This window comes from Pseudomonas sp. R1-1 (assembly GCF_051132135.1).
Classification (GTDB): Bacteria; Pseudomonadota; Gammaproteobacteria; order Pseudomonadales; family Pseudomonadaceae; genus Aquipseudomonas.
The window spans coordinates 5,984,188-6,009,472 of record NZ_CP071663.1 but is presented as its reverse complement, the minus strand read 5'-3'; the positions used below and the strand labels follow the sequence as shown (position 1 = coordinate 6,009,472).

Genomic DNA, 25,285 nt, shown 5'->3' with positions numbered 1-25,285 from the left:
AAGAGTTTGAACATGCCTTTTATCTCGCGTTTGATCCTTCTGCTGGGAGCGCTGCTGGTCAGTGCCTGTGCCCAGCAAGCCCCGGCCTTCGCGCCGCCCTCCGAGCGCCCGGTGGTTGCCAGCGAACAACCGTGGCCGAAAAACCATTTCCTCGGCATCGCCTATCACGATGTCGAAGACCGTGATCCCGATCAGGCCGTGGTGGCGGTGCGCACCGAACGTATGATCGAGCAACTGGCGTGGCTGCGCGAAAATGGCTACCAGCCGGTGACGGTCGATCAGATCATGGCCGCGCGCAAGGGCGGCCCGCAGTTGCCGGCGAAAGCCGTGCTGCTGAGTTTCGACGACGGCTATGCGAGCTTCTACACTCGCGTGCTGCCAGTGCTGCGTGCCTACAACTGGCACGCGCTGCTGGCGCCGGTCGGCACCTGGGTCGACACGCCGCTCACTCAACCGGTGGATTTCGCCGGCACGCCGCGTGCACGTTCCGACTTCCTGACCTGGGATCAGGTGCGCGAGATCTCGCAATCCGGTCTGGTGGAAATCGCCGCGCACACCGACGCCAACCACAAGGGCATCCTCGCCAACCCGCAGGGTAACCTGCAGCCGGCCGCCGCGACCCGACGTTACGACCCGGTCACCAAGCGCTATGAGTCCGAAGCTGATTTCCGCGCACGGATTCGTACGGACGTGAGCGATATTTCCGAGAAGATCCGCAAGGCCACCGGCAAGAAGCCGCGCGTCTGGGTCTGGCCGTATGGCGCGGCGGATGGCACTTCACTGACCGTGGTCGGTGAGGAAGGCTATGAAATGGCCCTGACCCTGGATGACGGTCTCGATGCTCTCGACAATCTGATGAGCAGCCCGCGCTTCCTCGTTGCCTCCGACCCGGACGGCGAGCATTTCGCCAACAGCGTGGTCGGTGCGCAGGCGGAGCAGGCCATGCGTGTGGTGCATGTCGATCTGGACAACGTCTACGACCCGGACCCGGCGCAGCAGGACATCAATCTCGGCAAACTGGTGCAGCGCATGGCCGACCTGGGCGCCAACACGGTGTTCCTGCAAGCCTTCGCCGATCCCAAGGGCGATGGTCTGGTGCACTCGCTGTACTTCCCCAATCGCCACTTGCCGGTACGCGCCGATCTGTTCGACCGTGTGGCATGGCAGCTGCGCACCCGGGCTCACGTAAAAGTCTACGCGTGGATGCCAGTGCTCAGCTTCGAGCTGGACCCGAAGCTGCCGCGAGTGATCCGTTGGGATCCGAAAACCGCGACCACGTCGGTGGATCCGGATCAGTACAAACGCCTGTCACCGTTCGATCCCGAAGTGCGGCGCATCATCGGTGAGATCTACGAGGACGTAGCGCGACTGGCATCGGTCGACGGCATTCTCTACCACGACGATGCAGTGCTGTCGGACTTCGAAGACGCCGGTCCGCAAGCGCTGAAAGCCTACGCCGCTCAGGGTCTGCCGGGTTCGATTGCCGCGCTGCGCGATGACCCGGCAGCGATGCAACGCTGGACGCGCTTCAAGAGCCGCTACCTTATCGATTTCACCAACGAGCTGACGGCAAAGGTCCGCGCCATTCGCGGTCCGCAACTGCTGACCGCGCGCAACATCTTTGCCGAGCCGATGCTCAATCCCGAGAGCGAAGCCTGGTTCGCACAGAACCTCGATGACTTCCTCGCGACCTACGACTGGACCGCGCCGATGGCCATGCCGCTGATGGAAAAACAGACCCAGGCGCAGTCCGGCCCGTGGCTGGAAGCGTTGGTCGCCACCGTCAAGAAACGTCCCGGCGCGCTGCACCGCACCGTCTTCGAATTGCAGGCGCGGGACTGGACCAGGAAGGACCAGGCCGACATCGACGCTGCACAGCTGGCCGACTGGATGGGCCGTCTCAAGCGTCAGGGTGCGACCAGCTTCGGTTATTACCCGGACAACTTTCTCGACAATCTGCCGGACCTGAAAACCGTACGGCCTGCGCTCTCCAACAAGTGGAATCCCTGAGATGCTGGATAGACTGTTAGCCCTGCTGGTTCTGGCGCTCGTCCTCGGCGTGCCGCTGGGCCTGATCTTCCTGGTCACCGGGCAGTTCCTGATGGACTTCGTGTTCTTCTACCCGCTGTTCATGTCCGGCCTGTGGATTTCCGGCGGCCTGTATTTCTGGCTGCACTGGGAGCGCCACTGGCCATGGAAGGACGACACCTTGCCGCCGCCGCTGGCCGGTGAGCCGCTGATCTCGATCCTGATCCCTTGCTACAACGAAGGTGAAAACGCTGCCGATACCATTCACGCGGCACTGGCCCAGCATTATCCGAACATCGAAGTCATCGCGATCAACGATGGTTCCAAGGACAACACCGCCGAAGTCCTCGATGCGCTGGCCATGGAAGATCCACGCCTGCGCGTGCTGCATCTGGCGGAGAACCAGGGCAAGGCCGTGGCGCTGCGTATGGGCGCGATCGCCGCGCGCAGCGAGTATCTGGTGTGCATTGACGGTGACGCGCTGCTGGCGCCGAACACCGCGGCCTATCTGGTCGCGCCGATGCTGGATAACGCCCGTCTTGGCGCGGTGACCGGCAACCCGCGGATTCGCACGCGTTCGACGCTGGTCGGGCGGGTGCAGGTCGGTGAGTTCTCGTCGATCATCGGCCTGATCAAGCGCACGCAACGGGTGTTCGGGCGGATCTTTACCGTGTCCGGGGTGATTGTCGCGTTCCGCCGCACGGCGCTGAACCGGGTCGGCTACTGGAGCCCGAACATGATCACCGAAGACATCGATATCAGCTGGAAGCTGCAACTCGATCACTGGAGCATCTTCTACGAGCCGCGCGCGCTGTGCTGGATCCTGATGCCGGAAACCCTCGGCGGCCTGTGGAAGCAGCGCCTGCGCTGGGCTCAGGGCGGTGCCGAAGTGCTGTTCAAGAACATCCGTGGCATCTGGCAGTACCGCCATCGTTACCTGTGGCCGCTGCTGTTCGAATACTGCCTGTCGACCGGCTGGGCGTTCACCTTCCTGCTCTCGGTGATTTTCTGGGGCGTGGGCAAGTTCGTGGTCATGCCCGAGGCGATCGCTGTGCATCACTTGATGCCGCCGGCGTTTACCGGGCTGCTGCTGGCGTTCGTGTGCCTGGTGCAGTTCGGCGTCAGCATCATCATAGACCGCCGCTACGAGCCGGGTCTGGGCAAGACCATGTTCTGGGTGGTCTGGTATCCGATCGCATTCTGGTTCGTCAGTTTGCTGACTACGCTGGTCAGCTTTCCCAAAGTCTTGTTCGGCCAACATCAGCAACGTGCGCGCTGGGTCAGCCCTGACCGGGGCATCAAACCGCTCGGCGACGACGAAGAGGAGGTCATCAAATGAAAATCATCCGGACCCGCCAGCGCCCCGTTCTGCTGGTGATCGATGTGCTGATCACGCTGGTGGCGTGGGTCGGCCTGCTGTTTCTGCTGATTCGCGGCCTCTGGCCGTTGGTTGAGACGCATGCCGGCGGGCCGCGCATCGACAACTCGGCGTTCGATGCGCTGGGTACCTTGCAGATCTATTTGTGGGTGGCGCTGGTCAACGCGGTGGTGCTGATTGGCTGGGCGCGTTATCAGCAGCGTAAAAGTCGCAGCTTCGCCCAGCGCCGTTTGCCCTCGCCGGTGGTCGACGACCAAGGGCTGAGCAAGAGCTTCAAACTTTGTGACGAGCGCTTGCAGAAACTGCGCACGCCTGGGGTGATGACCATCCACAACGATCAGGACGGCGATATCAGTCACGTGGAAACGCATTTGCGGCCGGTACAACCGGCGGAGCTGCCGCCACCGTTGGCGCCGCTGGAGCATCCGCGGGTGATCTTTTTACACGCCGAAGATGACGAACAGCGCGAAACCCTGATTCGTTAACCCGATGTGATCGTTCCCACGCTCTGCGTGGGAACGCCTCCGGGGACGCTCCGCGTCCAGTGACGCGGAGCGTCACGGGCTGCATTCCCACGCAGGAGCGTGGGAACGATCGGTGTTAGTCGCGAATCAGCTTCCACGCTTCGGCCATCGACAGCGGCTGTTTCATCCGCTCGGCAAGCAGCGCAATCGCGCGCTGCCTGTCGCACGCCACCGCCGCGACCACAACGCCGTCTTTGGCGAACAGGCCTATGAACGGCGGTTTCTCCGGCTCGCCATCAAATTCGACTTCATCCCACGCGTCGGCGTAACCGAGATAGTCGTAATTCTTGCCGAAGTGATAGGTCCAGAAATACGGCACATCCAGGTAATGCTCATCGCCACCGAGCATGTTGGCAGCCGCGATACGCGCGTGTTGTTGCGCCAGGCGCCAATGCTCGATGCGTTGCGGCTGGTCGTTCAACGGGAACGTGGCGATGTCGCCGACGACCCATAGCCCCTCGCTCACGCGCATCCCGCCATCGACGCGCAACGATTGGTCGTCCTCCCTGGGCAAGGACGCGAACGCCTCGGTGGCCGGATGCACGCCGATCCCGGCCAGCACCAGATCAGCCGCGAGGCGCAGACCGTTGTCCAGCAGCACCGCGTCGACTTTGTCTTCACCGAGAATTTCCGTGGCCTCATGGTCAGTGATGAATTTCACCCCGTGTTCTTCGTGCAAGGCGCGAATCGCCTTGCCGACGGCTTCGCCGAACTGCTTGGCAAAGGGCGTCTCATGGCGGGCCAGTACCGTGACGTCGAGGCCGTGCTGACGCAGCGCCGAAGCGCATTCGAGGGCGATGAAGCTGTCGCCGATGATCACCGAGCGCTGATCCGCTTGAGCGGCGCCGATGATCTGTTCGGCGTGGGTTTTCGAGCGCAATACGAAGACATTGGCCAGATCGGCGCCGGGCAGCTTCAACGGATTGGGCGCGCCGCCGGTAGCCAGTACCGCAGCGTCATAGCGCAGGACGCCGCCGTTGTTCAGATGAAGAGTTTTGCCCGGTGCGTCGAGTGAGCTGACTTCGCCTTGCACCCGCTCGATGCGCTGCGCTTGGTAGAACGCCTCGTCACGCAGGGGCGGGACTTCTTTCGGCGCCATCTCGCCGGCAAGCACAAATTTGCTCAGCACCGTGCGGTCATAGCCGGCATCCGCTTCGCCGTCGACCAACACGATGCGTCCGCCAAAACCTTTTTCTCGCAGCGCGGCTGCACAGGCGGTACCTGCCGCACCTGCGCCGACCACCACGAACGTCCTTGGATCGTCGGCGGGCGGCGTATGCGGATCGGGCAGCGGCTGGTCATCGACCCAGACTTCATCGCCGCGTAGCTCCAGCGGATAACGCTTGAGACTGTCGAGTGACGGCGGCTCGCACAGAGCACCATCCTCGGCACGGTACGCGGCTTTATGCCAAGGGCAGATCAACCGCCCATGGCACAGCGCGCCTTCGGCCAACGGCGCGCCGGCATGCGGACACAGTCCTTGAAACGCACGCAATTGGCCGTTGGCCCGCAACAGCACGATCTTGCAGTCACCGATTTCCACTTGCAGGCCTCGATCTTGCGGAACATCGGCGAAACGGGCGACACGGTGCAGGGGCATGGTGGTTTCCTCACAGGCGTTTTTCTTGTGAACGCGTGCGGCAATTCGAGGTTCAGCCATTTGCTACTGCCACGGCATGAACGGTACGGCTATAGTTTGCAAGCCGACGACGGCCCCACTGCACAAGGTGCTCCAGGAATGACCCGATTGACCTCTCTCAACCCTTGGCTGGCGGCCGTTGCCGTCGCCCTTTGCGTGCAGTTTCCGGCGCAGGCCCAGGAACGCTTCACCCTGAGCATTCCGGGGGTTTCCGATAACCGCCTGTTCACCTCGGCCGCCGCCAGCGACGCCCAGGGTTGCGGCGGCAAGAACCAGTCGCCCGCGCTGAGCTGGAACGCCGGCCCGGCCGGAACCCAGAGCTACGCCATCGTCATGCACGACCCGGACGGCCAGAAAGGCCTGGGTGTCGATCACTGGATTCACTACGGCATCAAACCCGCGACCCGCCAGATCGCTGCCGGCGTCGGCGCCAAGTCCGCCCTCGAAGGCGTCGGCGGCACCAACAGCAAAGGCAACACCCATTACATGGGCCCGTGCCCGCCCGTGGGCGACAGCGCGCACCACTACATCATCCAGATTTACGCCCTGGATCTAGCCCCCGACGCCTTGCCCGCCGGCCTGACCCGCGCCGAGCTGATGGAAAAAATCAAAGGCCATGTGCTGCGCAACAGCAGCGCGGTACGGCGTTATCACCGCTAAGGTCGCTGGCTGACGCTTGCAACCCGCCAGCCATTTGGCATTGGCCCGCAAAAACGCGCACTATCGGGCCATGGCCAATGCGCTGGAGGACACCGTGGCAGCAAAAATCGACCGCATCGCCCAACTGCTCAACTGCCCGGAAAAAGGCGAGCAGATGCGGCGTGCCGTTACCGAGACGCGCAAGGAATTTTTGCTCAATCAGCCGGAGGAAGACCTCGTTGATGATGACGATGAGGTGTTTGACGAGGTTGAGGAGGAGGGCGACGACGATGAATATGATGAGTTTGACTGGACGACGGAGTGACGTTGATCCAACGATTACCCATCGGCCACAAAAAAGCCCCGGGCCATCACGGTCCGGGGCTTTCTCGTTTTGATTCATGGTGCACCAGGCGGGATTCGAACCCACGACCCCTGCCTTCGGAGGGCAGTACTCTATCCAGCTGAGCTACTGGTGCAGCGGGCGACATCATACCTAGGTCGACTCGGGGCGTCCATGCCGGGTTTCGGCGGGTTTTGTCAGGGCGCGTGTCGGCGAAATCGCTGCATTCCAGAAAGCGGTAACGTCCTGCAAAACCCTCGCTTGGCGCTTTGCCGGGGTTGATCTAAGGTTTTTCCTGCGGTACGGGTTTTGGGTGCGTTGATCTGAAAAATGGGCTTTTTGTTCTTTTTTTCGAACGACCTATTGTCCTTTAACCCCTTTGATCCTACGATCCGTTTGAGATTTCAAACGCTCTTTGCTGGGTGTCGAAGCGCTGGTGTTGCCAATCGTGCACTGCTCCTGCGCCACACCCGGTCACTGATTTCCCTGACGGCAGCCTTGCGAGGTGCCTTTCTACAATCATAATTTTGCTCCGCGCTGGCCGCGGTGCTGTTAAGGAAAGCCGACATGCAGCTTAAAGACACCCAGTTGTTCCGCCAGCAAGCCTTCATTGATGGCGCTTGGGTCGATGCGGACAACGGTCAGACGATCAAGGTCAACAACCCGGCCACTGGCGAAATCCTCGGCACCGTGCCGAAGATGGGCGCTGCCGAAACCCGTCGTGCCATCGAAGCTGCCGACAAGGCGCTGCCGGCCTGGCGTGCGCTGACCGCCAAAGAGCGTGCCGGCAAGCTGCGTCGCTGGTTCGAACTGATGATCGAAAACCAGGATGACCTCGCGCGCCTGATGACCCTTGAGCAGGGCAAGCCGCTGGCCGAAGCCAAGGGCGAAATCGTTTATGCCGCGTCGTTCATCGAGTGGTTCGCTGAAGAGGCCAAGCGCATCTACGGCGACGTAATTCCGGGCCATCAGCCGGACAAGCGTCTGATCGTGATCAAGCAGCCAATCGGCGTCACCGCCGCGATCACCCCGTGGAACTTCCCGGCGGCAATGATCACCCGCAAGGCCGGTCCAGCCTTGGCCGCCGGTTGCACCATGGTGCTCAAGCCGGCTTCGCAAACCCCATTCTCCGCTTTCGCCCTGGCCGAACTGGCCCAGCGTGCGGGCATTCCGGCGGGCGTGTTCAGCGTCGTTTCCGGCAGCGCCGGCGACATCGGCAGCGAGCTGACCAGCAACCCGATCGTGCGCAAGCTGTCCTTCACCGGCTCGACCGAAATCGGTCGCCAGCTGATGGCGGAATGCGCCAAGGACATCAAGAAAGTCTCGCTTGAGCTGGGCGGCAACGCGCCGTTCATCGTGTTCGACGACGCCGACCTGGATAAGGCCGTCGAAGGCGCGATCATCTCCAAGTACCGCAACAACGGCCAGACCTGCGTCTGCGCCAATCGTCTGTACATTCAGGACGCGGTCTACGACACGTTCGCCGAGAAGCTGAAAGTGGCAGTCGCCAAGCTGAAGATCGGCAACGGTCTGGAAGACGGCACCACCACTGGCCCGCTGATCGACGAAAAAGCCGTGGCCAAGGTGCAAGAGCATATCGCTGACGCCGTGAGCAAAGGCGCGACCGTTCTGGCTGGCGGCAAGGCGATGGAAGGCAACTTCTTCGAGCCGACCATTCTGACCAACGTGCCGAAAAACGCTGCGGTGGCCAAGGAAGAAACCTTCGGCCCGCTGGCGCCACTGTTCCGCTTCAAAGACGAAGCCGAAGTGATCGCGATGTCCAACGACACCGAGTTTGGTCTGGCTTCGTACTTCTATGCGCGCGACCTCGGTCGTGTGTTCCGTGTCGCCGAAGCGCTGGAATACGGCATGGTCGGCGTCAACACCGGGCTGATCTCCAACGAAGTCGCGCCGTTCGGTGGCATCAAGGCCTCGGGCCTGGGCCGTGAAGGCTCCAAGTACGGCATCGAAGATTACCTGGAAATCAAATACCTCTGCCTGGGCATCTAAGCCCTGCAAGAGCGCGCTGTAAACGCAAAGGGCACGAGAGCGCTGTCCCTTTGCGTGGCTTGAAACCTGCATTTTCTCTGCGGCCGGGAACGCCGTGGCAGTCGATCATCGCATGCTGCCACCGCCGATTCCTCCCGCTTCATCCTTGAACCACGCCGCCCGATGAGCGGCGAATGAGGACTGTAATGAGCAAGACTAACGCTGAACTGATGGCCCGTCGTACCGCCGCTGTACCACGCGGTGTTGGCCAGATTCACCCGATCTTCGCCGAATCCGCGAAGAATGCCACCGTAACCGACGTTGAAGGTCGTGAATTCATCGACTTCGCCGGCGGTATCGCGGTATTGAACACCGGCCACGTGCACCCGAAAATCATCGCCGCCGTGACCGAACAGCTGAACAAGCTGACCCACACCTGCTTCCAGGTGCTGGCCTACGAACCGTACGTTGAGCTGTGCGAAAAAATCAACGCCAAGGTCCCAGGTGGTTTCGCCAAGAAAACCCTGCTGGTCACCACCGGTTCCGAAGCCGTCGAGAACGCCGTGAAGATCGCCCGCGCCGCCACGGGTCGCGCTGGTGTGATCGCCTTCACCGGCGCCTACCACGGCCGCACCATGATGACGCTGGGTCTGACCGGTAAAGTCGTGCCGTACTCGGCCGGCATGGGCCTGATGCCAGGCGGCATCTTCCGCGCGCTGTACCCGAACGAACTGCATGGCGTGAGCATCGACGATTCGATCGCTTCGATCGAGCGGATCTTCAAGAACGACGCCGAGCCGAAAGACATCGCTGCGATCATCATCGAGCCGGTACAGGGCGAAGGTGGTTTCTACGTCGCGCCGAAAGAATTCATGAAGCGCCTGCGCGCGCTGTGCGACCAGCACGGCATTCTGCTGATCGCGGACGAAGTACAGACCGGCGCTGGCCGTACCGGTACGTTCTTCGCCATGGAACAGATGGGCGTTGCTGCCGACCTGACCACCTTCGCCAAATCCATCGCTGGCGGCTTCCCGCTGGCGGGCGTCTGCGGCAAGGCCGAATACATGGACGCCATTGCACCAGGCGGCCTCGGCGGCACCTACGCCGGTAGCCCGATCGCTTGTGCCGCTGCGCTGGCGGTGATGGAAGTGTTCGAAGAAGAACACCTGCTGGACCGCTGCAAGGCTGTCGGCGAGCGTCTGGTCACTGGCCTGAAAAACATTCAGGCCAAATACCCGGTCATCGGCGAAGTGCGTGCGCTGGGCGCGATGATCGCGGTCGAGCTGTTCGAGAACGGCGACAGCCACAAGCCAAACCCGACTGCTGTAGCTGCCGTGGTGGCCAAAGCGCGTGACAAGGGCCTGATCCTGCTGTCCTGCGGCACCTACGGCAACGTGCTGCGCGTACTCGTACCGCTGACCTCGCCGGACGAGCAACTGGACAAAGGTCTGGCGATCATCGAAGAGTGCTTCTCGGAGCTGTAAGCCCCGGCATTCTGTGATCGGCTCGACAAAAAACCCGCTTCGGCGGGTTTTTTCATGCCGGTGCAAACATATCGGCGTTTCGCGCTGTAACGATTGGCCAGCATTGGCTAAGGTCAAGGCATTGCCAGGGAGTGCGTGCATGATTGCCGTTGAATTACCCGCCGTACCGCGTGTGCTGATTGCCGAGGCCGACCCTTGGTCGCGCGATCTGCTCAAACAAGTGCTGCTGAACGTGCGTTGCGATGCGCGGCTGGATCTGTGTGCCGATGGCCAGCAAGCGCTGTCGATGCTCACCGAAATTCCCTATGACCTGGCCATCGTCGATTGGGAGTTGCCCGGCGTCGATGGCTTGAATGTGCTGCGCAGCGTGCGTCAGCGCAAGCGCAACCCGCCGCTGCCATTCATTTTGATGAGCAGCCGCAACGACAGTGCCAGCGTGCGCGAAGCCATCCCGCTGGCGCCGACGGCGTACCTGACCAAACCGTTGAACATGGAAGGCCTGACCGAGCGTTTGCAGGGTTTGCTGCTCAACGCCGGTCAAGAGGTGTTCTGTGAAGTGCCGGCCCTCGCGCCGGGCATGACCCTGGCGGCGTTTCTTGAGCGCCGCCGTGAGCAAACCGACGGCGCGCCGTTGATGACCGACGTGCAAGTGGCGGTGAAGCGCAGCCTCAATCCCGATGGCCTCGACCTGAAGCTGCTCGAAGAAGAGATTCGCACCGACCCTCAGATCACCGCGGTACTGATCGCCGCGGCCAACAGCGCGGCGCAGCACCATGGCGCGCCGGTGCAGTCGCTGGCGCAAGCCCTGCATCGGCTGGGCACCGGGCAAAGCATGAATCTGATCCTCGGCCTGGCGCTCAAGCGCAGCGCCCGGCTCAGCGATCCGTGTCTGGCGGATTACGCCGAACGTTATTGGGGCTTGTCCCTGCACACTGCCGAATATGCGCGCACGCTGGCGCGTTTACTCGATCTGGATCAGGAGCGCTGCTATTGCGCCGGCATGCTGCACCGCCTCGGCGATCTGGCGCTGCTGCGCTGTCTGCAGGAGTGGCAGCAGGCGGGCGGGGCACTGGACGAGCACCAGGAGGTCGGTGAAGCGCTGGCGCAGTTTGGTGCGGCGTATGGTTCTGCGTTGCGTACACGCTGGCGTCTGCCACTGGAACTGCGCGAATTGATCGCCTCGGTCTATCAGCTCGGCGGTGGGGTGTATTCTCGTGAGGCGCTGGTGATGAACATGGCGGCGCAGATGGCGCGGCTGACCGAGCATGAGGGTGTCGAGGAACTGGCGAAGAGCCGTACGGCGCGGTTGCTGAAAATTGGATTGCCGGAATTGATGCGGATGCGTAAATAACCGGAGCGCACAAATCCCAATGTAGGAGTGAGCCTGCTCGCGATAGCGGAGGGTCAGTCATTAACGTTTCGTCTGGCACTCCGCGATCGCGAGCAGGCTCACTCCTACAGGGGAATGTGTTGAATATGAAACCGGGTCAGGCCGCAATAATGCGATTTTTGCCCTGGCGCTTGGCTTCATACATCGCCGCATCTGCGCGAGCGAACAGGTTGTCGAGGCTTTTGTCGTCATCGGTCAGGCTGGTCAGCCCTTGGCTCACGGTGATGCCGAACGTCTGGCCGTCATGGCTGAATTGCAAGCGCTGAATCTCCTGCTGCAAGCGTTCCGCCACTTGCATGGCCATTTCCGGTGCACAACCGGGAAACACTGCAGCAAATTCTTCACCACCAATTCGCCCGAACAGATCGCCACGGCGCAATGAGCTGCGGCCACACTCGGCAATCCGTTGCAGCACGGTGTCGCCTTCCGGGTGGCCGTAGCTGTCGTTGATTGTTTTGAAATCGTCGATATCCAGCAGCAAAAACGCCATCGGCGTACCGCGCAGGCGTGCTTCTTCGAATTCGCGGTTGGCGCATTCAAAGAAGTGTCGGCGGTTACTGCTTTGCGTCAGCACATCGGTGGTCGCCAGGCGTTGCAGCTCGGTTTCCATGTGCTTCTTGTCGGTGATGTCTTCAGCGATGCCGACGATAATCACCGGTTGGTCCGGATCGTCCTGGCGGTTGATGAAGCATTTGTCGCTGAGCCAGCGCACCTGGCCGTCGGCGGCGATGATCCGGTACTCGCGGTCTTCCACCGCGCCCTTGTGCAGGACTTCGGCGAGGCTGCGCTCGGCGTAGTCCAGATCATCGGGATAGATGCTGTCGCGCCACTGGTTGTAGTCGCCGAGCAGCAGCCCGGCGGAGCGACCGAAAATCCGTTCGTAGGCGGGGCTGACGTACAGCACCTGACGGGTTTCCCAGTTGAATGCCCAGAGCACGGCATTGACGCTGACCAGCAAGGAACTGAACAACTGTTCGCGCTCGCTCAGGCGTGCGACTTCGCCTTGCGCATGCATCAGCGCCATCAGGGTTTGCGCGGCCTCGGGCCACTGCGGAACGGATGAGTCTTTTGGATTGTTGTTGACCATCGGCACAAATCTCAAAGGGCGTGCCGCGAGTTCGACAGCGGCCACAATACAGCCCGCCGGGGTGGCGAAGTGTCTTTGAGATAGGCGATTTTCGGCGAAGTTCCAAACGGTGCACCCGGGACGCCGGGTGCACCGATCAACGGTCTCAGACGGCTGCAGGACGCAGCGAGTAGGTTTTCAACTGGTCGGCGAATTCACGCAGGGACTGAATGCCGCTGGCCTCGGCCTCGTGAATCCAGTCCTTGATGGCGGCGAGCATGTCGTGGCCATTGGAACTGGTCTTGACCCAGATCTGCTGCAGGGCCAGGCGTTTTTCGTAAATGACCTTCAGTGCCTGGCTGTGCTCGAGCATGGTCTGGATGCGCAGGTGATGACGGTCTTCCAGCAGGCTGGTCTCGCGCGACAGCAAGCGCTTGGCGCGGTGGAACTGGTGGCGCACCGAATGATCGACCTTGGCCAGCTCCTGCTGGACCAGCGGGCCGATTACCAGCTTGCGATACTGGGCCATGATCTGGAAGCGGTTGTTGAGGATCGCCATGGCGGTATCCATGTCCAGGCTGCCCTTGCCTTCGACCCGGTGCGCGATCGGCGCAACTCGCTGAACCCTGGCCAGACCGAGGAAGCTGAAGACCTTGATCCACGCCCAGCCGAGGTCGAATTCCCATTTCTTCACCGACAGCTTGGCCGAATTGGGGTAGGTGTGATGGTTGTTGTGCAGTTCTTCGCCGCCGATCAGGATGCCCCAAGGCACCAGATTGGTCGCCGCGTCGCGGCATTCGAAGTTGCGATAGCCAACCGCGTGGCCCAGACCGTTGATCACGCCAGCGGCCCACACCGGAATCCACATCATCTGGATCGCCCAGATGGTGATGCCGATGGTGCCGAACAGCAGCAGATCGATGACGCCCATGATCGCCACGCCCAGCAACGGGTAACGGCTGTAGAGGTTGCGCTCGATCCAGTCCTCGGGGCAGTTCTTGCCGTAGATGCGCAGGGTTTCCGGGTTCTGCGCTTCGGCGCGGTACAGCTCGGCGCCGGTGCGCAGCACCGTGGACAGGCCTTTGATCACCGGGCTGTGCGGGTCATCTTCGGTTTCGCATTTGGCGTGGTGTTTGCGGTGGATGGCCGTCCACTCACGGGTGTTCTGCGCCGTGGTCAGCCACAGCCAGAAGCGGAAAAAATGTTTAAGGCCTGCATTCAGCTCCAGCGAGCGATGCGCTGAATAACGGTGCAGATAGACCGTGACGGCAACAATCGTCACATGGGTCATCAGCAGGGTGACCGCGACCAGCGACCAGGCCGACAAGCCAAGAAAACCTTCGTACCACATAGGCTATAGGGCCCTCGATAAAGATAAAAACAGCCGTTGCATTATCACCAAGCACACGGATAAAACCAGTCGCCCTTCAAGGAAAGAGTCGCTGGATGTTTCTTGACCTATAATTCCAACCTTTTTGTAGGGACATGGACAGTCGAATGCCTGCCACTTACCGCGATGCCTTGCGTGCAGCGCTGCTCTATCTCGTACTTGCCACGGTCTGGCTGCAAGGAGCTGATCATTTATTAAACAATTTCTTCGATGACCCCGTCGATATCGCCCGATGGCAACTGATCAACGGTTACCTGTTCGCCGCGGTGAGTGCCGGGGTGATCTTTCTGGCGCGGGCGCGCCTGTACGGGTTTCTCGGCATCGGCGCCCGGTTGCGCGAGCGCCATGTCGATCGTGAGCGTTTGCGTCAGGCCGCCGCGGTGTTCGACTGCACTCGCGAAGGCGTGCTGGTCACCAATCATCAGGGCCTGATCGTCCACGTCAATCGTGCGTTCATGGCGATCACCGGTTATCAGCGCGAAGAAGTCATCGGTCAGCAGCCGAGTCTGTTCAAGTCTGGCCATCATCCGCCGGGTTTCTATCAGGCCATGTTCGCCACGTTGCAGGCGCAGGGTGAATGGAGCGGGGAGATCTGGAACCGGCGCAAGAGCGGCGAAATTTATCCACAGTGGCAAACCATCCGCGTGATTCACGATGATCATGGCCGGCTCAGCCATTACGTCGCGGTGTTTTCCGACATCAGTGCGATCAAGCATTCCGAGGACGAACTCAAACACCTCGCGCACCATGATCCGCTGACCGATCTACCCAATCGCCTGCTGTTCAGCGACCGCACCGAGCAGGCGCTGGCCTCGGCGCAAATCCACAAGCGCGGCTGCGCGCTGCTGATGCTCGATCTCGATCACTTCAAAATGATCAACGACAGCCTCGGCCATAACGTGGGCGATCGCTTGCTCAAGGCCGTGGCGGCGCGTTTGCAGGGATTGTTCGGTCCCGGCATCACCCTCGCGCGGCTCGGCGGCGACGAGTTCGCCGTGCTCGCCGAAAGTTGTCCACAGCCGGTGCAGGCAGCGGCGCTGGCGCAACGCATGCTCGATGCGTTCAAGGACGCGTTTCGCATTGATGGCCACGAATTGTTGATCAACGCCAGCATCGGCATCAGCCTGTTCCCCAGCGATGCCCTGAGCGCCGAGCAACTGCTGCGCAATGCCGATGCTGCTTTGTTCAAGGCCAAAAGCAGCGGGCGCAACGGTTATGCCTTGTACACCGAAGAACTCACCGCCCACGCCCAGCAACGCGTGGAACTCGCCTTTGAATTGCGCCGCGCGCTGGCGCAACACGAACTGCGGGTTTACTACCAACCGGTGCATGACCTGCGCAGCAGCCGGCTGATTGGCGTCGAGGCCTTGGTGCGCTGGCAGCATCCGCAACGCGGTCTGGTCTCGCCGGCGGAATTCATTCCGATTGCCGAGCGCACCGGACTGATTGCCGACATCGATGCGTGGGTCATGCAGCAGGCTTGCCGGCAGATGTGCCAATGGCAACAGGCCGGCGTGGTGCTGTCGTTCGTCGCGGTGAATGTGTCGTCGCGACTGTTTGCCCGGCGCGAGCTGTATCAGCAGGTGGCGCAGGTGCTGCATGACACCGGCCTTGAGCCGGCGTATCTGGAACTTGAAGTGACCGAAAGTGCGGTGATGGACGACCCGGAAGTCGCATTGGAGCAGATGCATCGTTTGCGTGAGCTGGGTATCCGCCTGGCGATCGATGACTTTGGCACCGGCTATTCATCGCTGTTGCGACTCAAGCGTTTGCCGGTACAGAAACTCAAGATCGATCAGGGCTTTGTCGCCGGTTTGCCGTGGGATGACGATGACGTGGCGATCGTCCGGGTGATCATCGCGCTGGCCCGCAGCATGGGCATGCAGGTGCATGCCGAGGGCATCGAGCAGATTGAGCAGGCGAAATTTCTGCTCGAACAGGAATGCGATCTGGGGCAGGGCTACTGGTTTGGCCGGCCGAGCCCGGCGCAGGAGATTGACTGGGCGCACACGCCGTTGATTGGTTGACGCATCAACTCATACCCGTCGGGGAGGCTGTTGGAATCTCAGCGCAAAGCGCCGTTGGCGGCGTTCCTGTGGGGTGCGTGGAAAGGAGTGGTTTTCTGGTTATATAAACATTCTTAAATAGTCTTTTTAAGAATATCCGCACCTCTCTTATATTGCTTCCACGCCGAACGCAGTGCCGCCCACTGCCAGGCATATCCCCTTCAAAGGAGCAGCACCATGAGCGCATCCCTTCGCAGCGTTGACGGTCAGGACGAAAGCACGATCTTGCGTGAAATCCAGAGCGCCCTGCGCGATCTGCGTTTCGGCGCGGTGGAAATCACTGTGCACAACGCCCAGGTCGTGCAGATCGAACGCAAAGAGAAATTCCGCTTGCAGCAACCCGGCAAGCAACCGGGCTGAAGATTGCAGCCTGCGCCAGCTCCTGCGGGGAGCTTCAGACAAGAGCTGGCGCAGGCGGCGATCTTTGACCGGCAGCCCATTTACGCAATCCATAAGAAAAAGCCACCACCAGGAATTCCAGGAGCTTTCACCATGTCGTCGATTCGCCGTTACGCTTTGGCCGCGCTGGCCAGTGCCGTGTTTGCCGGTTCCGCGGTTGCCAAGGATTACGAACTGCTCAACGTGTCGTACGACCCGACTCGCGAGCTGTATCAGGACTACAACGCCGAATTCATCAAGTTCTGGCAGAAAGACCATGCCGGCGACACCGTGAAAATCCAGCAATCCCATGGCGGCTCGGGCAAACAGGCGCGTGCGGTGATCGACGGTCTGCGAGCCGACGTCGTGACTCTGGCCCTGGCCGGCGACATCGACGAAGTGGCCAAGCTCGGCAAGAGCCTGCCGGCCGACTGGCAGAAGCGTCTGCCGGAAGCGAGCACGCCGTACACCTCGACCATCGTCTTCCTGGTGCGCAAAGGCAACCCGAAAGGCATCAAGGACTGGGGCGATCTGGTCAAGAACGACGTCTCGGTGATCACGCCCAACCCGAAAACCTCCGGCGGTGCGCGCTGGAACTTCCTCGCGGCCTGGGCCTACGGTCTGAAAGCCAATGGCGGTGACGAAGCCAAGGCCAAGGAATACGTACAGACCCTGTTCAAGCACGTGCCGATTCTCGATACCGGCGCACGCGGTTCGACCATCACTTTCGTCAACAACGGTCAGGGCGATGTGCTGCTGGCGTGGGAAAACGAAGCGTTCCTGGCACTGAAAGAAGATGGCGGCGCCGACAAGTTCGACATCGTCGTGCCTTCGCTGTCGATCCTCGCCGAGCCGCCAGTGGCCGTGGTCGACAAGAACGCCGAGAAGAAAGGCAATGCACAGATCGCCGAAGCCTATCTGAAGCACCTGTACAGCCCGGCCGGGCAGGAAATTGCGGCGAAGAATTTCTACCGTCCGCGTGACAAGGACGTGGCCGCGAAATACGCCCAGCAGTTCCCGAAACTGGAGCTGGTCACTATCGACAAGGACTTCGGCGGCTGGAAATCCGCGCAGCCGAAATTCTTCAACGATGGCGGCGTGTTCGACCAGATTTATCAGGCGCAGTAATCTGACTTCAGCCACACATCAAGCCTGAAGCCAGGCGCGGAAAATGTGGGAGCGAGCCTGCTCGCGAAAGCGCAGTGTCAGACGACGTAGAGTTGACTGATACTCCCTCTTCGCGAGCAGGCTCGCTCCCACATTGATGCGTTCAGCGGAATGCTTTTTAACCAGGGACTTTTATGTCGCGTCGTATCTCCCCCGTCATACCCGGCTTCGGGCTGACGCTGGGCTACACCTTGGTGTACCTCAGTCTGATTGTGCTTATCCCGCTGGCGGCGATGTTCGTCCACGCCGCTCAGCTGACCTGGGAGCAGTTCTGGGCGATCATTTCCGCACCACGAGTGCTGGCGGCGTTGAAGCTGAGCTTCGGCACCGCGCTGTGCGCGGCGATCATCAACGGCATCATCGGTACGTTGCTGGCCTGGGTGCTGGTGCGCTACACCTTCCCCGGGCGCAAGGTGATCGATGCGATGATCGATCTGCCATTCGCGCTGCCCACAGCCGTGGCCGGTATCGCATTGACCGCGCTGTATGCCCCGACCGGCCTGGTCGGGCAGTTCGCCACTGACCTGGGTTTCAAGATCGCCTACACGCCGTTGGGTATCACCCTGGCGCTGACCTTTGTGACTCTGCCGTTCGTGGTGCGCACAGTGCAACCGGTGCTGGCCGACATTCCTCGCGAAGTCGAAGAAGCCGCTGCGTGCCTCGGGGCCAAGCCGATCCAGGTGTTTCGCCATATCCTCGTACCGGCGCTGCTGCCCGCATGGCTGACCGGTTTTGCCCTGGCATTTGCCCGTGGCGTTGGCGAGTACGGTTCGGTGATTTTCATCGCCGGCAACATGCCGATGAAAACCGAGATTCTGCCGCTGCTGATCATGGTCAAACTCGACCAGTACGATTACACCGGCGCCACGGCCATTGGCGTGTTGATGCTGGTGGTTTCCTTTGTCCTGTTGCTGCTGATCAATTTGCTGCAGCGGCGCATCGAAACCCCATAAGGAGGCGCGCACATGTCCCAATCGTCTATTGCGGCCGCCTCGGCGGCCAACGCTGCGCGGCGTGGCAGTGCCACCTCGCGCAGAGTCCTGATCGGTCTTGGCTGGCTGATCTTTTTCCTGTTTCTGCTGCTGCCGTTGTTCATCGTGGTATCGCAGGGTTTGAAGAACGGCCTCGGCGCGTTCTTCACAGCGATCTTTGAGCCCGATGCACTGTCGGCGCTGAAACTCACGGTGTTCGCGGTGCTGATTTCGGTGCCGCTGAATCTGGTGTTCGGCGTCAGCGCTGCGTGGTGTGTGAGCAAATACTCGTTCCGTGGCAAGAGCATGCTGGTGACACTGATCGACTTGCCGTTCTCGGTGTCGCCGGTGATCGCCGGTCTGGTCTACGTGCTGATGTTCGGCGCGCAGGGCCTGTTCGGGCCGTGGCTGCAGGATCACGATATCCAGATCGTCTTCGCCCTGCCGGGCATCGTGCTGGCGACGATTTTCGTCACCGTGCCATTCGTGGCCCGTGAGCTGATTCCGCTGATGCAGGAACAAGGCACCCAGGAAGAAGAGGCCGCGCGCCTGCTCGGCGCCAATGGCTGGCAGATGTTCTGGCACGTCACCGTGCCCAACATCAAATGGGGCCTGATCTATGGCGTGGTGCTGTGTACCGCGCGCGCCATGGGTGAGTTCGGTGCGGTGTCGGTGGTGTCCGGGCACATTCGCGGGGTGACCAACACCTTGCCGCTGCACGTCGAGATCCTCTACAACGAATACAACCACGTGGCCGCGTTCGCCGTGGCGAGCCTGTTGCTGATCCTGGCGCTCTTTATCCTGCTGCTCAAGCAGTGGAGCGAAAACCGTATCAACCGCCTGCGCGCCAGCGCCGCGGAGGAATAATTCATGTCGATCGAAGTGCGTAACGTCAGCAAGAATTTCAATGCATTCAAAGCGCTGGACAACATCAGCCTGGACATCCAGAGCGGTGAGCTGGTCGCGCTGCTGGGGCCGTCGGGCTGTGGCAAAACCACCCTGCTGCGCATTATTGCCGGTCTGGAAACCCCGGATCAGGGCAACATCGTTTTCCACGGTGAAGACGTCTCCGGCCACGACGTGCGTGATCGCAACGTCGGTTTCGTGTTTCAGCACTATGCGTTGTTCCGGCACATGACGGTGTTCGACAACGTCGCGTTCGGCCTGCGCATGAAACCGAAAAACCAGCGCCCGAGCGAAAGCCAGATTGCGACCAAGGTTCACGAACTGCTGAACATGGTGCAGCTGGACTGGCTGTCGGATCGTTACCCGGAACAGTTGTCCGGTGGTCAGCGCCAGCGCATCGCGCTGGCGCGTGCCTTGGCGGTGGAGCCGAAAGTGCTGCTGCTCGACGAGCCGTTTGGCGCCCTCGATGCCAAGGTGCGCAAAGAGCTGCGCCGCTGGCTGGCGCGTCTGCACGAGGACATCAACCTGACCTCGGTGTTCGTGACCCACGACCAGGAAGAAGCGATGGAAGTCGCCGACCGTATCGTGGTGATGAACAAGGGCGTGATTGAGCAGATCGGTTCACCGGGCGACGTCTACGAAAACCCGGCCAGCGATTTCGTTTATCACTTCCTCGGCGATTCGAACCGTTTGCTGCTCAGCGACGACAACCACGTGCTGTTCCGCCCGCACGAAGTGTCGTTGTCCCGACATGAGCTGGAGGATCACCATGCCGCTGAAGTGCGCGATATCCGGCCGTTGGGCGCGACCACGCGGGTGACGTTGAAGGTTGAGGGGCAGAGCGATCTGATCGAGGCTGAAGTGGTCAAGGATCACGACAGCCTGATCGGCCTGGCCAAGGGCGAAACGCTGTTCTTCAAACCGAAGGTCTGGCAGAAGGTCGCCAACCTCTAAAGCAACAGCATCGCCAGCAGGCTGGCTCCCACACTGGATTTGTGATCACCAAAAGTCCCCTGTGGGAGCCAGCCTGCTCGCGATTGCGGCCTAAACAGCCGCACGATTCGGATTGACCCGCACCCCTCCCGCCCGCGCCTCGATCTGCTCTTTCAGCTCATGCCGCAGCCCGAGCAAAAACGCCAGCTCGGCGACGACAAACAGCGGCCCGACAATCAGCCCGCTGATGTCGTCGACAAACGCCGGTTTGCGCCCCTCATAGTGATGCCCGACAAACTGGATCACCCAACCGATCACGAACATTGCCAGACCGCTGCTCAGCCAGACCATGGTGCTCTGCTGCGCCAGCGCATGCCCGGCCCAGACCGACAGCCCCATCAGCACCGTCATCAGTACCCCGAGCTTCAATTCCAGTCGCAAGTAAAACCACGCCGAGGCCAGCGCCAGCAGAACAGCGGGAGATATCCACAGACCGCCCAGCGACCATTCCGGGCGTGACAACAACACCGCCACCGCGACGACAATCAGCGGAATGCCGATAAAGTGGCTGGCGATGTTGCGCGGGTCGCGGTGGTAGGCGGCGTATTGGCTGAGATGGTCGACGAGGCTTTTCATTGTTGTTCCTCCAGTGGGATTGGTTGCATCATCCCTCGGCAACAGGGTTCGCTCTGTCGGGCAGGCGACAATCCAGGAGGGTTTATGCACATACGTTCACGGCTGCTGACCGGGCACTGGTTCAGTCATCTGCCGGCATCCTTTCAGGATAGTCTGCTGGCGGCGGGCCGCGAGCGGCGGCTGACGGCGGGACAGCGCCTGTTTCAGCGCGGTGACGCACCGTGCGGCTTGTACGCGGTGCTCGATGGCGCCGTGCGCATTGGCGCGGTGAGCGAGCAGGGCAAAGAGGCGTTGTTGAGTCTGGTCGAGGCGCCGCACTGGTTTGGCGAAATCTGTCTGTTCGATGGTCAGCCGCGTACCCATGATACTTATGCAGTCGGGGCCTGCACTTTGCTGAACATTCCGCAGGCGGCATTGTTGAAATTGCTCGACGAGCAGCCCGTGTATTGGCGCCATCTGGCCTTACTGATGAGCCACAAACTGCGCCTGGCCTTCATCAGTCTGGAACAGCTCAGCCTGCTGCCGGCCCCCGCGCGGCTGGCCCATCGTTTGTTGATGATTGCCGAGGGCTACGGCGAACTCGACGCGCCACGTCGGGTGCTGCAACTGCCGCAGGAACAATTGGCGGCGATGCTGTCGCTGTCGCGGCAGACCACCAACCAGATCCTCAAGGATCTGCAGGGGCAGGGGATTATTGGCCTGGCATACGGCGAGATCGAAATCCTCGATGCTGCGCGATTGCGTGCACTGGCCACACTCTAAGATTCACACCGCCCCCTGTAGGAGTGAGCATGCTCGCGATAGCAATCTGTCAGTTGATTCAACATTGACTGATACACCGCTATCGCGAGCAGGCTCGCTCCTACAGGGGGGCGGCGTTTGGATCACGAACCACGATAAGTCGAGAAACCATACGGGCTGAGCAGCAGCGGGATGTGGTAATGCTGGTCGGTCTGCTTCACTTCGAAGATCACCGGGATTTCCGGGAAGAACGTGTCGTGCTTGATCTTCTTGTAGTACTCGCCGGTCTTGAACACCACGCGGTATTCACCCGCTTCAAAGGGCTGCTTGGCCGGGAACAGCTCGGCGATTCGCCCCTGTTCGTTTGTGGTGCCTTGCGCCAGCGGCTGCCAGTCCGTGCCGACATGCTTTTCCAGCGAGACGTTGATGCCTGGCGAAGGCAGGCCGTTTTCCAGGTTGAGCACGTGCACACTCAACGGGTTGCCGGCGGCCAGCGCCAGGCTCGAAACAGCGCTGAGGCCAAGGGCGGCGAGGGTCATGCGCAGGATGGTCATGGTGGTTCTCCTTAGTGGGAAGAGGTGATGGTCAGGCCGGCCTTGTCGGCGGCCGCGAGGGCGCAGTTTTCGTCTTGCTCGCCGCCACCGGAACCGGCCACACCCATGGCGCCGACCAGTTCGCTGCCGGCGAACAACGGAATGCCGCCGCCCAGCAACAGCAATTCATCGAGTGTGTTGAGGTTGGCGGTTTCCGGATTGCTGCGGGCGCGCTCGGCGAACAGTCGCGTTGGCGTCTTGGTCGACAGCGCGGTGTAGGCCTTGCGCTGGCTGGCGGCGGTGTTGTGCGGACCGATGCCATCGCCGCGCAGGGTCACCAGCAGATTGCCGCCACGGTCGAGCACCGACACCGTGCCGGTGCAGGTGCTCATCGCCTTGTCGGCGAGCCAGCGGGCGGTTTTCAGATCGAGGTCGGCGTGGCGTGGCAATTGCGGGCTGGCGACAGCGGCGCCACTCAGGCCGATCATCAGGCCTGCAACGAGGTATTTGACGGTCATGGACAAGCTCCAGAAGCGAAGGTCGTCACCTTAACGGCCGGTCCTCGTCAGAACCTCGTCAGTTGGATTACAAGTTTGTAATGGGCAACGCCGCCGAAGGCGCCTAGCCTGTGTGCCTTAATGAACGAGGTGTGCCATGCGTTTGCTGGTTGTAGAAGATGAGGCCAAGACTGCGAATTTCCTCGCCAAGGGCCTGGGCGAGTCGGGTTTTGCTGTCGACGTGGCGCTCAATGGCCTCGATGGCCGCTACTTTATCGAGCAGCAGGAATATGACCTGATCATCCTCGACGTAATGCTGCCGGGTCTCAACGGCTGGCAATTGCTGCAACTGATCCGCCAGCGTGGCGCCACTCCCGTGTTGTTTCTCACGGCCAAGGACGCCATTGAAGATCGCGTACGCGGCCTCGAACTGGGTGCCGACGATTACCTGCTCAAACCCTTTGCCTTTGCCGAACTGCTCGCGCGGGTGCGCACCTTGCTGCGCCGCGGACCGATGCGCGAAGCCGAGTCTTACCAGATCGCCGATCTGGAAATCGATGTGCTGCGCCGCCGCGTCAGTCGTGGTGGTCAGCGCATTGCCCTGACCAACAAGGAATTCGCTCTGCTGCAATTGCTCGCCAGTCGCCAGGGCGAAGTATTGTCGCGCACGCTGATCGCCTCGCAGGTGTGGAACCTGAATTTCGACAGCGACACCAACATGGTCGAGGTCGCCGTGCGCCGGCTGCGCTCGAAAGTCGATGACCCGTACATGCCCAAGCTGATTCACACCGTGCGCGGTGTCGGTTATCAACTGGAAGCGCCCGACGATGTGGAGTAAGTCGATCGCCTGGCGTCTGGCGCTGGCCTTCGCCATCGTCTGTGCATTGGTGCTGAGCGCGATTGGCGTGTTTCTTTACCGCTCGCTCGCCTCGGAACTGGCCTTTCGTGACGACATGGCCCTGCTCGGTCGCCTCGAACAAGTGCGCGCGTTACTCGCCGACAGCGACAGCCTCGACGCCTTGCAGGCGCGGCCGCGGTTGTATCAGAACATGCTCGGCAATCTCGACAGCCTGCTGCTGGTGCGCCGCGCGGATGGCTCCAGCGTGATCACCATCAACCCGCGCCAGCGCGAGTTGCCGAGCTTGAAGGCGATTGCCCGCGAGCAGATGCCGCAACGTCGCGACGTGCTGACATGGCAGGCCGCCGACGGTGCCGAAGTGGCGCTGTTGTCCGGTCAGGCGCAGGGTCCGAACGGTGAACCACTGACTGTAATCGCCGGCAAGGTGCTGATCGAGCGTGAACAGATGCTGAGCAGTTATCGCCTGCGCCTGTATATCTCCGTCGGCCTCGGCGCGTTGCTCGCTTTTGCTCTTGGCCTGTTGCTGTTGCGCCGCGGCCTGCGACCGTTGCGCCAGTTGAGCGCAGCGGTGCGCGGCATCGATCTGCGCAGCCTTGATCAACGCCTGCCCGCCGAGGGCACACCGACAGAGCTGCGCGAACCGGTACAGGCGCTCAACGGCATGCTCGCGCGGCTGGACGACAGCGTGCAGCGCCTGTCGCAGTTCTCCGCTGACCTCGCCCATGAAATCCGCACGCCGTTGCACACCTTGTTGGCGAGCAACGGCCAGGCGCTGAATCATCCCCGCAGCTCCGCGGAATATCAGGAAGTGCTGGCCTCGAACATGGAAGAGTTCGAACGGCTCAAGCGCATGGCGGAAAACCTGATGTTCCTCGCCCGCGCCGAACAGGCCGAGCGCGCGCTCAATCTGCAAACGCTGGATTTGCACAGCGTCGGCGATGAGCTGTGTGATTACTTCGAAGCCCTGGCGGACGATCGCGACCTGCGCCTGGACAACCAACTGCACGGCGAACTGCTCGCCGATCAGCAATTGCTGCAACGGGCACTCGGCAACCTGCTGGCCAACGCCGTACGCCATGCTGCCCCCGGCACCGTTATCAGCCTGCGCCGCCGCGACGAGCCCGGCCGGGTCTGGCTGCAAGTGCACAACCACGGCCCCGTCATCGCGCCCGAGCATCTGGGCAAACTGTTCGACCGCTTCTACCGCGTCGATCCCTCACGGGCGGAACCTGGGGATTCGGGTGGGTTGGGATTGGCGATCGTGCAGTCGATCATGCGGTTGCATGGGGGGCAGGTGCGGGTGAGGAGTGATGCGGCGGGTACTGTATTTGAGTTGGGATTTTTGGTGCGACATTGATCATTTGAAAAGAGGATGAAGGCCATTTTTTTGCAAGAAAATGCATTCAATAGAATGCATATCGACTGAAAATGAAAAAATGCATCGTAAATAATGCAGGCGGCTCAGATGGAAAACATAGGCAAATTAATTAGAACTCTCCGAAAAGCGAATGGGCTGTCTCAGCAAGCCCTCGCTCTGAAGTACGGTATGAGTCGCGCGACCATCTCCGGCATCGAGAACAACACGGTCTCTGACATTGGTCTGCGTAAGGTAGAGGTAATCTTGAATGGCTTCGGCTATGTACTAGACGCGGTTCGTCGACCAGCCCGTCCCACTCTCGATATGCTCAAGAAGGAAAATTTCCACACTTGAGTACTTCCACTGCCTCA

General features: G+C 61.1%; 24 protein-coding genes and 1 tRNA gene. 18 read left to right on the top strand and 7 right to left on the bottom strand.

What is annotated here, in order from left to right; translation table 11 throughout:
• The first annotated feature begins 12 nt into the window (after positions 1 to 12).
• From pgaB to pgaD, 3 genes are read left to right on the top strand one after another with little or no spacing between them, the layout of a single operon-like run.
• Positions 13 to 2,010 (top strand): poly-beta-1,6-N-acetyl-D-glucosamine N-deacetylase PgaB, encoded by a 1,998-nt coding sequence (pgaB, locus tag J3P75_RS26870; protein WP_434708804.1) that lies wholly within the window; start codon positions 13 to 15, stop codon positions 2,008 to 2,010.
• Between the two features lies 1 nt (position 2,011).
• Positions 2,012 to 3,367 (top strand): poly-beta-1,6-N-acetyl-D-glucosamine synthase, encoded by a 1,356-nt coding sequence (pgaC, locus tag J3P75_RS26865; protein ID WP_434593668.1) that lies wholly within the window; start codon positions 2,012 to 2,014, stop codon positions 3,365 to 3,367.
• Positions 3,364 to 3,891: a poly-beta-1,6-N-acetyl-D-glucosamine biosynthesis protein PgaD gene (gene pgaD, locus J3P75_RS26860; protein ID WP_434708803.1), complete on the top strand. Its 528-nt coding sequence runs from the start codon at positions 3,364 to 3,366 to the stop codon at positions 3,889 to 3,891. The genes pgaC and pgaD overlap by 4 nt, the downstream gene beginning before the upstream one ends.
• 115 nt (positions 3,892 to 4,006) lie before the next feature.
• Here the strand turns inward: pgaD and J3P75_RS26855 are convergent, their stop codons facing one another.
• Positions 4,007 to 5,530, bottom strand: coding sequence for an FAD-dependent oxidoreductase (locus J3P75_RS26855; protein ID WP_434708801.1), 1,524 nt, complete (start codon positions 5,528 to 5,530; stop codon positions 4,007 to 4,009).
• Positions 5,531 to 5,668: 138 nt separating this feature from the next.
• Between J3P75_RS26855 and J3P75_RS26850 the strand changes: the two genes are divergently transcribed.
• Both J3P75_RS26850 and J3P75_RS26845 read left to right on the top strand, forming a co-directional pair.
• Positions 5,669 to 6,229: a YbhB/YbcL family Raf kinase inhibitor-like protein gene (locus J3P75_RS26850; RefSeq protein ID WP_203420252.1), complete on the top strand. Its 561-nt coding sequence runs from the start codon at positions 5,669 to 5,671 to the stop codon at positions 6,227 to 6,229.
• A gap of 70 nt (positions 6,230 to 6,299) precedes the next feature.
• Positions 6,300 to 6,533 (top strand): hypothetical protein, encoded by a 234-nt coding sequence (locus tag J3P75_RS26845; protein WP_434711386.1) that lies wholly within the window; start codon positions 6,300 to 6,302, stop codon positions 6,531 to 6,533.
• A gap of 77 nt (positions 6,534 to 6,610) precedes the next feature.
• On the opposite strand, the gene J3P75_RS26840 is transcribed toward J3P75_RS26845, so the two are convergent.
• Positions 6,611 to 6,687: transfer RNA gene (locus J3P75_RS26840), tRNA-Arg, on the bottom strand.
• A 431-nt stretch (positions 6,688 to 7,118) separates the two neighbouring features.
• Between J3P75_RS26840 and gabD the strand changes: the two genes are divergently transcribed.
• The 3 genes from gabD (at position 7,119) to J3P75_RS26825 (ending at position 11,375) form a co-directional block, all read left to right on the top strand.
• Entirely contained in the window at positions 7,119 to 8,561 is a 1,443-nt protein-coding gene (gene gabD / locus J3P75_RS26835) for an NADP-dependent succinate-semialdehyde dehydrogenase (protein WP_434708799.1), read from the top strand.
• Between the two features lie 185 nt (positions 8,562 to 8,746).
• On the top strand, positions 8,747 to 10,024 hold the full coding sequence (gene gabT, locus J3P75_RS26830; RefSeq protein ID WP_434708798.1) for a 4-aminobutyrate--2-oxoglutarate transaminase: 1,278 nt from the start codon (positions 8,747 to 8,749) through the stop codon (positions 10,022 to 10,024).
• Positions 10,025 to 10,163: 139 nt separating this feature from the next.
• Positions 10,164 to 11,375, top strand: a complete 1,212-nt coding sequence (locus tag J3P75_RS26825) for an HDOD domain-containing protein (protein WP_434708796.1) — start codon at positions 10,164 to 10,166, stop codon at positions 11,373 to 11,375.
• 136 nt (positions 11,376 to 11,511) lie between these two features.
• Here J3P75_RS26825 and J3P75_RS26820 read toward each other — a convergent pair whose 3' ends face one another.
• Both J3P75_RS26820 and desA read right to left on the bottom strand, forming a co-directional pair.
• Positions 11,512 to 12,501: a GGDEF domain-containing protein gene (locus tag J3P75_RS26820; RefSeq protein ID WP_434708795.1), complete on the bottom strand. Its 990-nt coding sequence runs from the start codon at positions 12,499 to 12,501 to the stop codon at positions 11,512 to 11,514.
• Between the two features lie 145 nt (positions 12,502 to 12,646).
• Entirely contained in the window at positions 12,647 to 13,831 is a 1,185-nt protein-coding gene (gene desA, locus J3P75_RS26815; protein WP_434708794.1) for a delta-9 fatty acid desaturase DesA, read from the bottom strand.
• A 146-nt stretch (positions 13,832 to 13,977) separates the two neighbouring features.
• Between desA and dibA the strand changes: the two genes are divergently transcribed.
• The 6 genes from dibA to J3P75_RS26785 all read left to right on the top strand — a co-directional run bounded on the left by dibA (position 13,978) and on the right by J3P75_RS26785 (position 20,312).
• Complete coding sequence (gene dibA, locus J3P75_RS26810; protein ID WP_434708793.1) at positions 13,978 to 15,897, top strand: phosphodiesterase DibA; 1,920 nt, start codon at positions 13,978 to 13,980, stop codon at positions 15,895 to 15,897.
• Positions 15,898 to 16,113: 216 nt separating this feature from the next.
• Positions 16,114 to 16,296, top strand: a complete 183-nt coding sequence (gene oscA / locus J3P75_RS26805; protein WP_007917682.1) for a sulfur starvation response protein OscA — start codon at positions 16,114 to 16,116, stop codon at positions 16,294 to 16,296.
• A 132-nt stretch (positions 16,297 to 16,428) separates the two neighbouring features.
• Positions 16,429 to 17,442: a sulfate ABC transporter substrate-binding protein gene (locus tag J3P75_RS26800; RefSeq protein ID WP_434708792.1), complete on the top strand. Its 1,014-nt coding sequence runs from the start codon at positions 16,429 to 16,431 to the stop codon at positions 17,440 to 17,442.
• Positions 17,443 to 17,615: 173 nt separating this feature from the next.
• Positions 17,616 to 18,434, top strand: a complete 819-nt coding sequence (gene cysT / locus J3P75_RS26795; RefSeq protein WP_090288164.1) for a sulfate ABC transporter permease subunit CysT — start codon at positions 17,616 to 17,618, stop codon at positions 18,432 to 18,434.
• Positions 18,435 to 18,446: 12 nt separating this feature from the next.
• Positions 18,447 to 19,319, top strand: a complete 873-nt coding sequence (gene cysW, locus J3P75_RS26790) for a sulfate ABC transporter permease subunit CysW (protein WP_090288166.1) — start codon at positions 18,447 to 18,449, stop codon at positions 19,317 to 19,319.
• A gap of 3 nt (positions 19,320 to 19,322) precedes the next feature.
• Positions 19,323 to 20,312 carry a sulfate/molybdate ABC transporter ATP-binding protein gene (locus J3P75_RS26785; protein ID WP_332765794.1) on the top strand — a complete coding sequence of 330 codons (990 nt, stop codon included), beginning with the start codon at positions 19,323 to 19,325 and terminating at the stop codon, positions 20,310 to 20,312.
• A 90-nt stretch (positions 20,313 to 20,402) separates the two neighbouring features.
• Here J3P75_RS26785 and J3P75_RS26780 read toward each other — a convergent pair whose 3' ends face one another.
• Positions 20,403 to 20,927, bottom strand: coding sequence for a DUF962 domain-containing protein (locus J3P75_RS26780; RefSeq protein WP_434708791.1), 525 nt, complete (start codon positions 20,925 to 20,927; stop codon positions 20,403 to 20,405).
• A gap of 84 nt (positions 20,928 to 21,011) precedes the next feature.
• Here J3P75_RS26780 and J3P75_RS26775 point away from each other — a divergent pair, with 84 nt between their 5' ends.
• On the top strand, positions 21,012 to 21,689 hold the full coding sequence (locus tag J3P75_RS26775) for a Crp/Fnr family transcriptional regulator (RefSeq protein WP_434708790.1): 678 nt from the start codon (positions 21,012 to 21,014) through the stop codon (positions 21,687 to 21,689).
• Between the two features lie 122 nt (positions 21,690 to 21,811).
• Here J3P75_RS26775 and uraH read toward each other — a convergent pair whose 3' ends face one another.
• Together uraH and J3P75_RS26765 are read right to left on the bottom strand one after the other, a co-directional pair.
• The gene (gene uraH / locus J3P75_RS26770) at positions 21,812 to 22,222 is read right to left on the bottom strand and encodes a hydroxyisourate hydrolase (RefSeq protein ID WP_434708789.1); all 411 of its coding nucleotides are present in this window, start codon (positions 22,220 to 22,222) and stop codon (positions 21,812 to 21,814) included.
• 11 nt (positions 22,223 to 22,233) lie between these two features.
• Positions 22,234 to 22,719, bottom strand: a complete 486-nt coding sequence (locus J3P75_RS26765; protein ID WP_434708788.1) for a GlcG/HbpS family heme-binding protein — start codon at positions 22,717 to 22,719, stop codon at positions 22,234 to 22,236.
• 136 nt (positions 22,720 to 22,855) lie between these two features.
• On the opposite strand from J3P75_RS26765, the gene J3P75_RS26760 reads away from it, so the two are divergent.
• The 3 genes from J3P75_RS26760 to J3P75_RS26750 all read left to right on the top strand — a co-directional run bounded on the left by J3P75_RS26760 (position 22,856) and on the right by J3P75_RS26750 (position 25,268).
• A complete protein-coding gene (locus J3P75_RS26760; protein ID WP_090288178.1) occupies positions 22,856 to 23,536 on the top strand; it encodes a heavy metal response regulator transcription factor in 681 nt (226 codons plus the stop codon).
• Positions 23,526 to 24,914: a heavy metal sensor histidine kinase gene (locus tag J3P75_RS26755; RefSeq protein ID WP_434708787.1), complete on the top strand. Its 1,389-nt coding sequence runs from the start codon at positions 23,526 to 23,528 to the stop codon at positions 24,912 to 24,914. Before J3P75_RS26760 ends, J3P75_RS26755 begins: the two co-directional genes overlap by 11 nt.
• 108 nt (positions 24,915 to 25,022) lie before the next feature.
• A complete protein-coding gene (locus J3P75_RS26750; RefSeq protein WP_186632139.1) occupies positions 25,023 to 25,268 on the top strand; it encodes a helix-turn-helix domain-containing protein in 246 nt (81 codons plus the stop codon).
• Positions 25,269 to 25,285 lie beyond the last annotated feature (17 nt).